The organism is Pseudomonas sp. GW821-FHT10C09 (assembly GCF_059415465.1).
In genome coordinates this window covers 32,717-46,912 of the sequence record NZ_JBWKNG010000007.1, presented here as the reverse complement: position 1 = coordinate 46,912, position 14,196 = coordinate 32,717, and the positions used below count along the sequence as shown (strand labels likewise).

The 14,196-nt window shown below is 59.9% G+C and carries 14 protein-coding genes; 9 read left to right on the top strand and 5 right to left on the bottom strand.

The window, feature by feature from the left end; translation table 11 throughout:
- Window positions 1–13: 13 nt before the first annotated feature.
- The 4 genes from AC07N8_RS08640 (at window position 14) to AC07N8_RS08625 (ending at window position 3,720) form a co-directional block, all read left to right on the top strand.
- Window positions 14–490 (top strand): PaaI family thioesterase, encoded by a 477-nt coding sequence (locus AC07N8_RS08640; RefSeq protein WP_483840817.1) that lies wholly within the window; start codon window positions 14–16, stop codon window positions 488–490.
- Entirely contained in the window at window positions 487–939 is a 453-nt protein-coding gene (locus AC07N8_RS08635) for a PaaI family thioesterase (protein WP_483840818.1), read from the top strand. Before AC07N8_RS08640 ends, AC07N8_RS08635 begins: the two co-directional genes overlap by 4 nt.
- 80 nt (window positions 940–1,019) lie before the next feature.
- Window positions 1,020–2,924 (top strand): molecular chaperone HtpG, encoded by a 1,905-nt coding sequence (gene htpG / locus AC07N8_RS08630; RefSeq protein WP_483840819.1) that lies wholly within the window; start codon window positions 1,020–1,022, stop codon window positions 2,922–2,924.
- Window positions 2,925–2,991: 67 nt separating this feature from the next.
- On the top strand, window positions 2,992–3,720 hold the full coding sequence (locus AC07N8_RS08625; RefSeq protein ID WP_493143078.1) for a dienelactone hydrolase family protein: 729 nt from the start codon (window positions 2,992–2,994) through the stop codon (window positions 3,718–3,720).
- 120 nt (window positions 3,721–3,840) lie between these two features.
- On the opposite strand, the gene AC07N8_RS08620 is transcribed toward AC07N8_RS08625, so the two are convergent.
- Both AC07N8_RS08620 and AC07N8_RS08615 read right to left on the bottom strand, forming a co-directional pair.
- Complete coding sequence (locus AC07N8_RS08620) at window positions 3,841–4,713, bottom strand: pirin family protein (RefSeq protein WP_493143076.1); 873 nt, start codon at window positions 4,711–4,713, stop codon at window positions 3,841–3,843.
- Window positions 4,714–4,774: 61 nt separating this feature from the next.
- Window positions 4,775–5,191, bottom strand: a complete 417-nt coding sequence (locus AC07N8_RS08615; protein WP_140670619.1) for an OsmC family protein — start codon at window positions 5,189–5,191, stop codon at window positions 4,775–4,777.
- Window positions 5,192–5,452: 261 nt separating this feature from the next.
- Here AC07N8_RS08615 and AC07N8_RS08610 point away from each other — a divergent pair, with 261 nt between their 5' ends.
- Window positions 5,453–6,829, top strand: a complete 1,377-nt coding sequence (locus tag AC07N8_RS08610; RefSeq protein WP_493143074.1) for a pyridoxal-phosphate dependent enzyme — start codon at window positions 5,453–5,455, stop codon at window positions 6,827–6,829.
- Window positions 6,826–8,001 carry a trans-sulfuration enzyme family protein gene (locus tag AC07N8_RS08605; protein ID WP_493143072.1) on the top strand — a complete coding sequence of 392 codons (1,176 nt, stop codon included), beginning with the start codon at window positions 6,826–6,828 and terminating at the stop codon, window positions 7,999–8,001. Before AC07N8_RS08610 ends, AC07N8_RS08605 begins: the two co-directional genes overlap by 4 nt.
- 65 nt (window positions 8,002–8,066) lie before the next feature.
- Here AC07N8_RS08605 and AC07N8_RS08600 read toward each other — a convergent pair whose 3' ends face one another.
- Genes AC07N8_RS08600 through purM form a run of 3 tightly spaced genes read right to left on the bottom strand, consistent with a single transcriptional unit; the run spans window position 8,067 to window position 10,497 of the window.
- Complete coding sequence (locus AC07N8_RS08600) at window positions 8,067–8,780, bottom strand: DUF3108 domain-containing protein (protein WP_123434104.1); 714 nt, start codon at window positions 8,778–8,780, stop codon at window positions 8,067–8,069.
- An 8-nt stretch (window positions 8,781–8,788) separates the two neighbouring features.
- Window positions 8,789–9,439, bottom strand: a complete 651-nt coding sequence (purN, locus tag AC07N8_RS08595) for a phosphoribosylglycinamide formyltransferase (RefSeq protein ID WP_483840825.1) — start codon at window positions 9,437–9,439, stop codon at window positions 8,789–8,791.
- Window positions 9,439–10,497 (bottom strand): phosphoribosylformylglycinamidine cyclo-ligase, encoded by a 1,059-nt coding sequence (gene purM, locus AC07N8_RS08590; RefSeq protein WP_010456810.1) that lies wholly within the window; start codon window positions 10,495–10,497, stop codon window positions 9,439–9,441. Before purM ends, purN begins: the two co-directional genes overlap by 1 nt.
- Window positions 10,498–10,879: 382 nt before the next feature.
- Here purM and AC07N8_RS08585 point away from each other — a divergent pair, with 382 nt between their 5' ends.
- From AC07N8_RS08585 to hda, 3 genes are all read left to right on the top strand, one after another.
- The gene (locus tag AC07N8_RS08585) at window positions 10,880–11,944 is read left to right on the top strand and encodes a DUF2066 domain-containing protein (RefSeq protein WP_493143069.1); all 1,065 of its coding nucleotides are present in this window, start codon (window positions 10,880–10,882) and stop codon (window positions 11,942–11,944) included.
- Between the two features lie 38 nt (window positions 11,945–11,982).
- Window positions 11,983–13,056, top strand: a complete 1,074-nt coding sequence (locus tag AC07N8_RS08580) for an AI-2E family transporter (RefSeq protein ID WP_493143068.1) — start codon at window positions 11,983–11,985, stop codon at window positions 13,054–13,056.
- A 230-nt stretch (window positions 13,057–13,286) separates the two neighbouring features.
- Window positions 13,287–13,991, top strand: a complete 705-nt coding sequence (hda, locus tag AC07N8_RS08575) for a DnaA regulatory inactivator Hda (protein WP_010456804.1) — start codon at window positions 13,287–13,289, stop codon at window positions 13,989–13,991.
- Window positions 13,992–14,196 lie beyond the last annotated feature (205 nt).

Sequence of the window (14,196 nt, the reverse complement as noted above, 5' to 3'; positions counted from 1 at the left end):
AGAGTTTTAAGAAATGGCCGAAAACCCTGTTTTTGAGCGTGCGACGCGATTCATGTCGGCGTTGCGTCATTGTCAGGTCCTCGGACTGCGAGTTCACAGCGCCAGTAATGACGGACTAACGGTCATCTTGCCCTACAGCCCGCAAATCGTCGGCGACCCGCAATCCGGAGTCATTCATGGCGGTGCGCTGACATCGCTCATGGATACCGCGTGCGGCATGTCGACCCTGTGCGTGCTGCCCGAATTCGAGGTGTGCCCGACCCTCGATTTGCGCATCGATTACATGCACGCCGCCGAACCACATAAAGACGTCTACGGCTTCGCCCAATGCTACCGAGTGACCACTGACGTGATCTTCGCCCGTGGTTTTGCCTATCAGAATGATCCCGAGCACCCCATCGCCCACGTCGTCGGCACGTTCATGCGCATGGGCAAAGGCATCAAAGGCACCAAAGGCTTTGGCGGCGTCATCGCTGGAGGTGCGCAATGACCGATTCCTTCAAGGAACAACTGCAGCAGGCCCACGAGAAGGGCGACTACGCCTCGCTGCTGCACCTGATTCCCTACGCCAAACTGATCGGCGTCGAATGTTCGCGGGTGGGGGATGATCTGCTGTTTCGCCTGCCAGCCAACAAGGACAACATTGGTAACCCTTTACTGCCGGCGATTCATGGCGGCGTGATCGCCGGGTTCATGGAACTCTCGGCGGCGCTGCACCTGTTGATTCTCACCGGTTCACCGGGCGTGCCGAAAATCATCGACTTCTCCCTCGACTACCTGCGCGCCGGGCAGTTTCGCGATACCTGGGCCAAAAGTCAGGTGTGCCGCCAGGGGCGCCGGGTCGCCAACGTGGCCGTTACCGCCTGGCAAAGCACCGAAGCCGAACCGATTGCGACGGCCCGCGCTCATTTCAAAATCGAAGAGCCCTTGAAATCCTGAACACAGCCCCCAACTTTGATGACATCCCGCCGTCGACCTTCAAGGTCGCGGCTTAGCCATCTGATTGGAGTTTGATGACCATGAGTGTGGAAACTCAAAAGGAAACCCTGGGCTTCCAGACCGAGGTGAAGCAACTGCTGCACCTCATGATCCATTCGCTGTATTCCAACAAGGAAATTTTCCTTCGCGAATTGATCTCGAACGCCTCTGACGCTGTCGACAAATTACGTTTCGAAGCCCTGTCCAAGCCTGAGTTGCTGGAAGGTGGCGCCGAACTGAAAATCCGTGTGAGCTTCGACAAGGACGCCAAAACCGTCACCCTCGAAGACAACGGCATTGGCATGAACCGTGAAGAAGCGATCACTCACCTGGGTACCATCGCCAAATCCGGCACTGCCGATTTCATGAAACACCTGTCTGGCGACCAGAAGAAAGATTCGCACCTGATCGGTCAGTTCGGTGTGGGTTTCTACTCTGCCTTCATCGTCGCCGACAAAGTCGACGTGTTCAGCCGTCGTGCCGGTGATGCCGCCAGCGAAGGCGTGCACTGGTCGTCCAAGGGCGAAGGCGATTTCGAAGTCGCCACCGTCGAGAAAGCCGAGCGCGGCACGCGCATCGTCCTGCACCTGAAGTCCGGTGAAGACGAGTTCGCCGATGGCTGGCGTCTGCGCAACATCATCAAGAAGTACTCCGACCACATCGCCCTGCCGATCGAGTTGCCAAAAGAAGTGGCCGCTGCCGAAGGTGAAGAGCAGCCAGCCGCCGAATGGGAAACCGTCAACCGCGCCAGCGCCCTGTGGACCCGTCCTCGCACCGAAGTGAAGGACGAGGAATACCAGGAGTTCTACAAACACATCGCTCATGACCACCAAAATCCGGTGAGCTGGAGCCACAACAAGGTCGAAGGCAAGCTCGAATACAGCTCGCTGCTGTACGTGCCGGCCCGTGCTCCGTTCGACCTGTACCAGCGTGAAGCGCCGAAAGGCCTGAAGCTGTACGTGCAGCGTGTGTTCGTGATGGACCAGGCCGAGTCGTTCCTGCCGCTGTACCTGCGCTTCATCAAAGGCGTGGTCGATTCCAACGATCTGTCGCTGAACGTGTCGCGGGAAATCCTGCAAAAAGACCCGATCATCGATTCGATGAAGTCGGCGCTGACCAAGCGCGTTCTGGACATGCTGGAAAAACTGGCGAAGAACGAGCCTGAGCAATACAAGAGCTTCTGGAAGAACTTCGGTCAGGTCATGAAAGAAGGCCCGGCAGAAGACTTCGCCAACAAAGAGAAGATCGCTGGCCTGCTGCGTTTCGCATCGACCAACGGTGATGAAGGCGAGCAAGTGGTTGGCCTGGCCGAGTACCTGGCTCGCGCCAAGGAAGGTCAGGACAAGATTTACTACCTGACCGGCGAAACCTACGCACAAGTCAAAAACAGCCCGCACCTGGAAGTCTTCCGCAAGAAAGGCATCGAAGTGCTGCTGCTGACCGATCGTATCGACGAGTGGCTGATGAGCTACCTCAACGACTTTGACGGCAAGAGCTTTGTCGACGTGGCACGCGGTGACCTCGACCTGGGCAACCTGGATTCGGAAGAAGACAAGAAAGCCGCGGAAGAAGTCGCCAAGTCCAAAGAAGGTCTGGTTGAGCGTCTGAAAACCGCGCTGGGCGATTCCGTGGCTGAAGTGCGGGTTTCCCACCGTCTGACCGACTCCCCGGCGATCCTGGCCATCGGCGAGCAGGACCTGGGCATGCAGATGCGTCAGATCCTCGAAGCCAGCGGTCAGAAGGTTCCGGACTCGAAGCCGATCTTCGAATTCAACCCGGCTCACCCGCTGATCGAGAAGCTCGACAACGAGCAGAGCGAAGAGCGCTTCGGCGACCTGTCGCACATTCTCTTCGATCAGGCGGCCCTGGCTGCCGGTGACAGCTTGAAGGACCCGGCCGCGTATGTGCGCCGTCTGAATAAGCTGCTGGTTGAACTGTCGGTTTAACTGCGTTGTAAAAAAACCCGCTTCGGCGGGTTTTTTTCATTCTGGTGTCTTCAAGCAGGAGTGAGTCATGAGCCAAATTACTGTTCGTTCTGTCGTTTATCAGATTGATGGCCAGCCCTATGAAGGCCGCCTGGCGTTCGACGCTGACCATCAAGGCCCGCGTCCGGGCTTGCTGATGGCGCCGAACTGGATGGGTGTCAGCGCCGGGGCGGAAGTGATTGCCAAGTCAGTGGCGTCCAAGGGTTATGTGGTGCTGATTGCAGACGTGTACGGTCAATCGGTTCGTCCGCAGAACGGCGACGAGGCGGGCGCGGCGATGATGCCGCTCAAACACGACCGTCCATTGTTGCGCAAACGCCTGCAAGCGGCGTTCGAACAGCTGCAAAGCCAAGGCGAAGCTGCGGTCGATACCTCGAAACTGGCGGCATTCGGTTTCTGTTTTGGTGGTTGCTGCGCCCTGGACCTGGCCCGCACGGGCGCACCGTTGAAAGCGGCGGTTTCGTTCCATGGCACACTGGATTCGCCAAACCCGGCGGATGCCCAGAACATCAAGGGTTCTGTGTTGGTGCTGCACGGTGCGGCGGATCCGTTGGTGCCTAAAGAGCAACTGCCGACATTTGAAGCGGAAATGGATGCCGCAGGCGTGGACTGGCAATTGCTGAGCTACGGCGGCGCGGTGCATTCCTTTACCGATCCGCATGCCAATGTGCCGGGCATGATGATGTATGACGCGAAGATTGCGGCACGGGCGTTTACGGCGATGCACAATTTGCTGGATGAAGTGTTTAAAGGCTGATCAATGATTCTGCCCTGACATCCATGGTGCTTGGGCTGGCCTCATCGCGAGCAGGCTCGCTCCCACAGGGAAATGCATTCCAATGTGGGAGCGAGCCTGCTCGCGAAGGCGGTGTAACGATCACCGAGGCATTGAAGGCAATTCGATCCGCTCACTTTCCCCCGGCACTGTCGGCCAATCTCCAGCCGCCCAGCGCCGCCGCGCCTCATCGATAACCGCAGGATCACTCGCGACAAAATTCCAGTTGATCCGCCGTGGCCCGTCCAGCGGTGCGCCGCCGAACAACACGGCATGACAGTCGCTCTCGGCAAACAGCGTCATCTCTTCCCCCGCAGGCAACACCACCAGCGAATTCAGCTCAAGCGTTTCGCCATCCAGCCGTGCTTCGCCACTCAAGACATACAACGCACGTTCTTCATGCTCGGTGGGAATCAGCAGCGTGGTCGCCGTCTGCAGGTTCAATTCCGAGTACAACGTAGGAGAAAGCACCGGCACCGGCGATTCCAGGCAAAAGCCTGACCCGGCAATCATGCGGATTTTCACACCAAGGTTATCGCTGACCGGCAACGTGCTCGCCGGATGATGGCTGTAGTGCCCTGGCCCCTGTTCATGCTCCTTGGGCGATGCCAGCCAGATCTGCAACCCGTGCATCGTAAAGCCACTGGCTTTCAACGCCTCGGGTGTGCGCTCGACATGGGCAATCGCGCTGCCGGCGGTCATCCAGCTGACATCACCGGCATTGACCACCTGATCGGAACCGAGGCTGTCCTTGTGCTGGATTTGGCCTTCAAACAGATAAGTGAGGGTCGACAGGCCGATATGCGGATGCTGGCGGATGTTCATGCCTTTGCCCGCCGCATAACGGGTTTCCAGCATGTGGTCGAAAAATACGAAAGGTCCGACGCTGCGGCATTTAGCCGACGGCAGCGGACGAAGAATCGGCTGGCCTTCGACATCTTCGGCGCGGGGGCGAATCACGAGCGGAGTGTTCATGCTGCATTCCAGGCTGAGCGGGTGATGCAGGGAGCATAACCCGCTTGCGCTGCCGTTGCCGCTATTGGCTGAACGCACCTTCGGACAGGTGGGTTTCGATGCTGACGTCGGTGGTGGTCATCAGCTTGTGGACCGGGCAACGGTCGGCTACGCGGTGCAATTCATCGCGCTGCGCATCGGTCAGCACACCCTTGAGGGTCAGTTTGACGTGCAGGGCGTATTTGCCTTTCTGCTCTTCGCTGTTGTCGCGTTTGACCTCGACGGTGACGCCGGTCAGCGGGATGTCCTTTTTCTTGGCGTACATCTTCAGGGTCAAGGCTTTGCACGCGCCCAGGGCTGCATCGAAATAATCGTGGGGTTCTGGCGCCGAGCCTTCGCCGCCGGAAGCGGTCGGCACGTCGGCAAACAGTTCGTGTTCATCGATTTGAACGCTATGGCGAAAACCTTCGGCGGAAACGGTATTGACGGTAACGGTCATGGAAAGCCTCCCAGGCTGGAAAAGTCGTTCGATCAAAAAAGACCTTGAAGTTATAGAGCATTCCTCTGCGGACGCGTTCCACTTTCTTGTGGGTTGATCCTCGTTCGTTGCATGGAAACCGGATTACCGGCCGGCCGTGCGCGGTTGCGAATGAGGCGATCGCGGCCTATGGTCCAAGCGAGGTATTGCCTGCGACTGTCACACAATGACGCGCCGCAGGTTTGTGTCCATCCAGTGCGAAAACCATAGCAAGGTGAAGACATGCCAAACGACTCCCGCCCCGCCGTACTCGAACTGATCGGCAACACGCCGCTGGTGCGTGTCAGCCGCTTCGATACCGGCCCGTGCACGCTGTTCCTCAAGCTTGAATCACAAAACCCCGGCGGTTCGATCAAGGACCGCATCGGCCTGGCGATGATCGACGCCGCCGAGCGCGACGGTCGCCTGCAACCCGGCGGCACCATCGTCGAGGCCACGGCTGGCAACACCGGCCTCGGTCTGGCGTTGGTCGGCCGGGCCAAGGGTTATCGCGTGGTGTTGGTAGTGCCCGACAAGATGTCCACCGAGAAAGTCCTGCACCTCAAGGCGATGGGCGCTGAAGTGCATATCACCCGTTCCGACGTCGGCAAGGGCCATCCCGAGTACTACCAGGACGTGGCCGCGCGGCTGGCCAGGGAAATTCCCGACGCGTTCTTTGCCGATCAATTCAACAACCCGGCCAACCCGCTGGCCCACGAATGCAGCACGGCGCCGGAGATCTGGGCGCAAACCCAGCATGATGTCGATGCCATCGTCGTCGGTGTCGGTTCGGCCGGGACGCTGACCGGTTTGACCCGGTTCTTCAAGCGCGTGCAGCCGAACCTGGCCATGGTGCTGGCCGACCCGGTCGGTTCGGTGATGGCCGAATACAGCCGCAGCGGCACCCTTGGCACGCCCGGTTCGTGGGCGGTGGAAGGCATTGGCGAAGACTTCATCCCCTCGATTGCCGACCTGTCCAGCGTGCGCCACGCGTATTCGATCAGCGACGAAGAAAGCTTCGATCACGCCCGCCAACTGCTGCGCGCCGAGGGCATTCTCGGCGGTTCGTCGACCGGCACCTTGCTGGCGGCGGCGCTGCGTTATTGCCGCGAGCAAACCGAGCCGAAACGGGTCGTGAGTTTTGTCTGCGACACCGGCACCCGCTACCTGTCGAAGGTCTACAACGACCAGTGGATGAACGATCAGGGCTTGCTGCAATACAAACGCTACGGTGATCTTCGCGATTTGATCTCGCGCCGTTTCGAGGACGGCCGGGTGATCAGTGTCGGTCCGGACGACACGCTGCTGACTGCGTTCCAGCGCATGCGTCTGGCGGACGTGTCGCAACTGCCGGTGCTGGTGGACGGCCAACGGCTGGTCGGGGTGATCGACGAGTCTGACATCCTGCTGCGGGTGCATCAGGACGCGTCGCAGTTTCGCTTGACGGTGGCCAGCGCGATGACCGACAAACTGCAAACCCTGCCGGCCGCTGCCAGCCTGGCTGAGCTGCAGGCGGAGCTTGATCGTGGGCTGGTGGCGATCATTACCGATGCCTCGGGCTTCCATGGCCTGATTACCCGCGTCGACCTACTCAATCATCTACGGAGATCCCTGACATGAGTCACGATAAAGATGCTGCGCCCCATGGCTTCGCCACTCGCGTGATCCATGCCGGGCAGGCGCCGGACCCTTCCACCGGCGCGTTGATGCCGCCGATCTACGCCAACTCCACCTATTTGCAGCAAAGCCCGGGCGTGCACAAAGGCCTCGACTACGGGCGCTCGCATAATCCGACGCGCTTTGCGCTGGAGCGTTGCGTGGCGGATCTGGAAGGGGGCACCCGGGCGTTCGCGTTTGCGTCCGGGCTGGCGGCGATTTCCACGGTGCTCGAACTGCTCGATGCCGATTCGCATATCGTCTCGGGCAATGATTTGTATGGCGGCACGTTCCGCCTGTTCGACAAGGTGCGTCGGCGCAGCGCCGGGCACCGCTTCAGCTTTGTCGACCTGACGGACCTGTCAGCCTTCGAAGCAGCGCTGCAGGACGATACGCGCATGGTCTGCGTCGAGACGCCGAGCAATCCGTTGCTGCGCCTCACGGACCTTGCCGCCATTGCGCGCATCTGCCGCCAGCGCGGGATCATTTGTGTGGCCGACAACACCTTCGCCAGCCCGTGGATCCAGCGTCCGCTGGAGCTGGGCTTCGATGTCGTGGTGCACTCGACCACCAAGTATTTGAACGGCCACTCCGACGTGATCGGCGGCATCGCGGTGGTTGGGCAAAACGCAGAGTTGGCCGAACGACTGGGCTTTTTGCAAAACGCGGTGGGGGCTATTGCCGGGCCGTTTGACGCCTTCCTCACGTTACGCGGCGTGAAGACCCTGGCATTGCGCATGGAGCGTCACTGCAGCAACGCACTGGCGCTGGCGCAATGGCTGGAACAACAGCCGCAGGTCGCGCGGGTCTACTACCCGGGATTGCCGTCACACCCACAACATGAACTGGCGCGGCAGCAGATGCGCGGTTTCGGCGGGATGATTTCACTCGACCTGAACACCGACCTGGCGGGTTCCAAGCGTTTTCTGGAGAACGTGCACATCTTTGCGCTGGCGGAGAGCCTGGGCGGGGTGGAAAGCCTGATCGAGCACCCGGCGATCATGACCCACGCGACGATTCCCGCCGACACCCGTGCGGAGCTCGGCATCGGTGATGCGTTGGTGCGATTGTCCGTGGGGGTCGAGGATGTCGAAGACCTGCGCGCCGATCTGGCGCAGGCGCTGGCGCGGATCTGACGGTTCAGCAGGCAAAAAAGATCCGGAACCCTTAGCGGATTCCGGATTTTTGTGTCGATCGCCGATTAGCTGCCTTTGACAGACTTACCGTTGACCGTACCGTCGAGGAGCATGATGTTGTACTCCTTGCCGTCGGTTTCAACTTGTTGCAGGCGGACCAGCAGGTAATCCCAGTCCTTGGCGAACCACAGGACGGTGATGCGCTTGCTTTGTGTCGGGTCGCGCACGCGCTCGACCTTGATCGCATCGATCTGGCCGGCCTTGGTGTCAACTTTTTCCGAACCCAGTACGCGGAAGTCATAGGTATCGACTTCGCCACCGTCGACGACCTGATAGCTCATGCTTTTCTTGCCGGCGGCCACGTCGTGTTGCAGGGCCAGTTGATACGTGGACTTGTCGACCATGCCACGGTTCAGCGGCACTTTGACCGGATCACCGCGATCGGTGCCGGTGACCATTTTGGTGGTCCAGTCGAAATCCAGGTCAGCCTTTTTCGCTTTACCCAGGCCGCCACGTTCAAAGTGGTAGGACTGAGGCAGCAGGGTGTCCTTGTCCACGGTCAGGGTGCTTTCTTCAGTCAGGCTGGCGATCATCATCGACGCCTTGAAGCTGAGTTTCCAGACGCCGTTGGCTTCCTTGGTCAGGCTGCGTTCAGCGGTGCCGCTCATGGGCAGCTGTTTCCAGTCGGCGGTGTAGCTGGCGGAGAAAGGTTGAAGTTCCGAAGCCTGTGCCAGGGGCAAGGCAAACAGAGCGCAAGCGAAGAGCAGGGCGCGACGCATAATATCTCCTAGTTTCGAATCAAGTGGCCGCTGGCCGCGAGTAACTTCCCATCCAGTAAAGCACCTTGTTCGCCGAGTGATAAACGACCTTCGGCAAACCAGCGTACAGCCAACGGGTAGATCAGGTGTTCCTGGGCATGGACTCGCTGCGCCAGACTCTGCGGCGAATCGTGCAACTCTACCGGTATTACTGCCTGTACGACCAGTGGTCCGCCATCGAGTTCCTCGGTGACGAAGTGGACGGAGCAGCCGTGCTCGGTGTCGCCGGCTTCCAGCGCGCGCTGATGAGTGTGTAACCCTTTGTATTTGGGTAGCAGCGAAGGATGGATATTGAGCAGGCGACCGGCGTAGTGGCGCACGAAGTCAGCGCTGAGAATGCGCATGAAACCGGCCAGTACCACGAGTTTGGGATTGAAGGCGTCGATCAGTTCGATCATCGCGGCATCAAAGGCCTCGCGGCCTTCGAAAGCCTTGTGATCCAGGGAGCGGGTGTCGATACCCGCGTCCCTGGCGCGTTGCAGGCCGTAGGCGTCGGCGCGGTTGGAAATCACCGCAGCGATGCGGACCGGGCTGTCGCCGGTCCGCGTGCTGTCGATCAAGGCCTGCAAGTTACTGCCGGTGCCGGAGAGCAGCACCACGACATCACAGGTGGCGGACATTAGTGCGCCTTAAGGTTCTTCAGTTCGACCTGAGCCGCGCCTTCGGCAGCGGTAGCGATCTGACCGATGACCCATGGCTGCTCGCCTGCTTCACGCAATACGTTCAGCGCGGTTTCAACGTGCTCTTGAGCCACGCAGATGACCATGCCGACGCCGCAGTTCAGCACGCGGTGCATTTCGTTTTCGTCGACGTTGCCTTTTTCTTGCAGCCAGTCGAACACGGCAGGGCGGGTCCAGCTCGCGACGTCAACCACGGCTTGGGCGCCTTTTGGCAGAACGCGCGGGATGTTGTCCAGCAGGCCGCCACCGGTGATGTGGGCCATGGCTTTGACGGCGCCGGTGTCTTTGATCAGCTTGAGCAGCGGCTTCACGTAGATACGGGTCGGGGCCATCAGCAGGTCGGTCAGCGGTTTGCCGTCGAGCTGGATGTTCTCGATGTCGGCACCCGACACTTCGATGATCTTGCGGATCAGCGAGTAGCCGTTGGAGTGCGGGCCGGAAGACGGCAGGGCGAGCAGGGCATCGCCGGCAGCGACTTTCGAACCGTCGATGATTTCGGATTTTTCCACGACGCCAACGCAGAAGCCGGCCAGGTCGTAGTCTTCGCCTTCGTACATGCCAGGCATTTCAGCGGTTTCGCCACCGACCAGGGAGCAGCCGGACAGTTCGCAGCCCGCGCCGATGCCGGTCACGACCTGGGTCGCGGTTTCGACGTTGAGTTTGCCGGTGGCGTAGTAGTCGAGGAAGAACAGCGGCTCGGCGCCGCAGACCACCAGGTCGTTCACGCACATGGCTACCAGGTCGATGCCGATGCTGTCGTGCTTGTTCAGGTTCAGGGCCAGGCGCAGCTTGGTGCCCACGCCGTCGGTGCCGGAAACCAGCACAGGCTGCTTGTAGCCAGCCGGGATTTCGCAGAGGGCGCCGAAACCGCCCAGGCCGCCCATGACTTCCGGGCGCGCAGTGCGCTTGGCGACGCTCTTGATGCGTTCGACCAATGCTTCACCGGCGTCGATGTCTACACCGGCGTCCTTGTAGCTCAGGGAGGGTTGCTTGCTCATGATCCAGGCCTTTAGGGGGGATTCAGGGGTAACGACCGAGTCCAGCGGGGACGCCGAATTCGACGGGGGCGATTGCCTCACGCGAAATTCGAGCCGCCCGGCTGTTGCCGGTCTGCGAAGGCGCGCGATTTTATCAGGCTTGAGGGGCAGCGGCCATCCTCACGCCGACGGCAGGGGCATATCCTATTAAAAAAATTGATATTGAGCGTATTAGCGGCGTCTTGCATGGCTGTATAAGGTATCGCGATTAACCGTCTATCGTTATGACAGTGCGAAAACTTATCGCGGCCGTGTGAATGTTTTGCGCAGGGATGTGGTCACAGCCCTGTTCGATCGTCTTCATGCGGTCTGTTCCAGCCGCTCTTGTCGTCAGGAATCTTCCATGCGTTTTCTTTCTAAATTTTTGTGTGTGAGCTGTTTTTCCCTTTTTAGCCTCGCGAGCCATGCCGAGAACGTGAAAGGTCTTTATCAGGTGCGCGAGCCTGTCACCAGTCAGTCGACTGAGGAACGTGATCAAGCGACCCAGCGGGCGCTGGACACGCTGGTGCTGCGCCTGACCGGCGATCCGAAGGCCGCGCAGAGCCCGGGGTTGGCGGCGCTACGCAAAGACCCTCAGCAGATCATCAGTCAATACGGATTTGATGCGGGGCCGCCGGAAGTGTTGAAGGTCGATTTTGACCCGGCCACCACCGAGCAGGCGCTGCGTCGGGCGGGGTTGTCGTTGTGGGGCGCGAATCGGCCGTCGATCCTCGGCTGGTGGCTGAACGACTCCACCGAAGGTTCGAGCCTGGTGGGCGATGGCCAGGCCAGCGCGGCCCCGCTGCGGCGTGCGGCGCAGCACCGTGGTTTGCCGTTGCGCTTGCCACTGGCGGATTTGAGTGAGCAGTTGGTGGCGACCGCGCCGACGCTTGAAGGCGCGGATGCGACGCCGCTGCACAATGCCTCGGAACGTTACAACGCTGACGCATTGCTCGCGGTGCATGCCAAGGAAGAGGGTGGCCAGTGGCAGGCCAAGTGGAATTTGTGGCTGGGCGACAAGAAAGAAGCGGGCAGTGTGCAAGGCGCGGATCAGGCTGCCGTGGCTGATGCCGTGATGCTGGCGGTCAGCGAGCGACTGGCGCCGCGGTTTGTCGTCAAGGCTGGCGGGGCTTCGGGCGAGCAATTGCTGGAAGTGCAAGGCATGAACCTGGAACGCTACGCGGCGCTGGGGCGCTTGCTCGACCCCTTTGGTGCGCGCCTGCAAAGTGTTGACGGTGATCGCATCCTTTACCGGGTGAACGGCAGCGCCGAGCAGCTGCGCTCGCAGTTGTCGCTGGCCAAGTTGCAGGAAGTGCCGGCCGGTGAGGCGCCTGCGCCCGTCGCCCCGGTTCAGCCAGTGGCGCAAGGTTCGGCGCCGGCCGTAGCGCCGGCTGTGGCGCCGACGCCACAGTTGCGATTCCGCTGGTAAGGTTTTCTTTCTTTATATAGATGCATATGGAGTGGTACATGGCCGATACGCGCCGTTGGTTCTGGTTGGGTGGAGTGGTTCTGCTCTGCGCGTTTGTCTGGCTGCTGCATCCGATCCTGACGCCATTTCTGGTGGCGCTGCTGCTGGCCTATCTGTTCGATCCGCTGGTGGATCGGCTGGAGAGGGCCGGGCTTTCAAGGACGTGGGGCGTGGTGGCGGTGTTTGCGCTGTTCACCCTGATTTTCACCACGCTGCTGCTGGTGTTGGTGCCGCTGCTGGCCAGGCAGTTGTTTCGTTTGTATGAGTTGGCACCGCAAATGCTCGACTGGCTGCAGCACACCGCATTGCCGTGGGCGCAGTCGAAGTTCGGGTTGTCGGAGGGCTTCTGGAAGTTCGACAAGCTCAAGGCCGCAATCAGTGAGCACATGGGCCAGACCAGCGACATTGTCGGTGTGGTGTTGAGTCAGGCCACCGCGTCGGGTCTCGCGCTGATTGGCTGGTTGGCCAATCTGGTATTGATCCCGGTGGTGAGTTTCTACCTGCTGCGGGACTGGGACCTGATGGTGGCGAAGATCCGCAGCCTGCTGCCGCGCGATCGTGAAGAGCGGGTGGTCGAGCTCGCTGGTGAGTGTCATGAAGTGCTCGGCGCTTTCGTGCGCGGGCAATTGCTGGTGATGGTGGCGCTGGGCGTGATCTACGCGTCGGGCCTGATGCTGGTGGGGCTGGAGTTGGGGCTGTTGATTGGCTTGATCGCCGGTCTGGCCGCGATCGTGCCGTACATGGGCTTCGTCATCGGGATTGGCGCGGCGTTGATTGCCGGTCTGTTCCAGTTCGGCGGCGACCTTTATCCGATGTTGGGCATTGTTGCAGTGTTCATGGTCGGGCAAGCACTGGAAGGCATGGTGCTGACGCCATTGTTGGTCGGGGACCGGATCGGCCTGCACCCGGTGGCGGTGATTTTCGCCATTCTGGCGGGCGGCGAGCTGTTCGGTTTCACCGGTGTGTTGCTGGCGTTGCCGGTGGCGGCGGTGATCATGGTGCTGGTGCGCCATGTGCATGATTTGTATAAAGATTCTGAGATGTACAGTGGTGAGGATGAGCCGCAGTTGTAAGGATCACTGAAAGGTTGTCGCGGCCAACCCGGATCATTGCCGGGTTGGCCTGCATCCCTCGCGTGGCTGTCACATGCACCGCCAACAAAACTGTCATAAAACCAGTGCGTTAACGCAAACCTTTGATTTTGCTTGTGGTCTGTCGCATTGTGCGACCAGCGTCACGGGTATAAACTTCGCAAACTTTACACAGAGGCCACTAACGGTTCCTTTGGAACTGTTCAGTCAGCATGAAACCGATTCAGCTGCCCCTAGGTGTGCGTCTGCGTGATGACGCTACCTTTATCAATTACTACCCAGGCGCCAATGCCGCTGCACTCGGCTATGTCGAGCGGCTATGCGAAGCCGACGCCGGGTGGACCGAAAGCCTGATTTATCTCTGGGGCAAGGACGGGGTAGGGCGTACGCACTTGTTGCAGGCGGCCTGCCTGCGCTTCGAGCAGTTGGGAGAGCCGGCGGTGTACCTGCCATTGGCCGAACTGCTGGACCGTGGCATCTCGATTCTCGATAACCTCGAACAATACGAACTGGTCTGCCTGGATGATTTACAGGCAGTTGCCGGCAGGGCGGATTGGGAAGAGGCGCTGTTCCATCTGTTCAATCGCCTGCGCGACAGCGGTCGGCGCCTGCTGATCGCCGCGTCGACCTCACCGCGTGAACTGCCGGTGAAGCTGGCGGATTTGAAGTCGCGTTTGACCCTGGCACTGATCTTTCAGATGCGTCCGCTCTCCGACGAAGACAAATTGCGTGCCTTGCAATTGCGTGCGTCGCGTCGTGGGCTGCACCTGACCGATGAAGTCGGGCATTTTATTTTGACCCGCGGTACTCGCAGCATGAGTGCGCTGTTCGAGCTGCTTGAGCGTCTCGATCAGGCCTCTCTTCAAGCTCAGCGCAAGCTGACCATCCCCTTTCTGAAAGAAACTCTTGGCTGGTAAAGTCTAAGCCTGGCAGGGGTTTCGGCATATTTCAGGCGCCAGGAAATGCGCTTTCCTACAGGGCTGCAGGCTGCGCAAGCGTTTAAAACGGGCTTAAGCGCTTAGATGTTAACGAGAAACCGATAAGTCACATAAAGTTCGATTGAATTTGCAAATGAGGATGATAGCGGGCATAGTCTCGACTTCTTTACAACTATCAGCCACG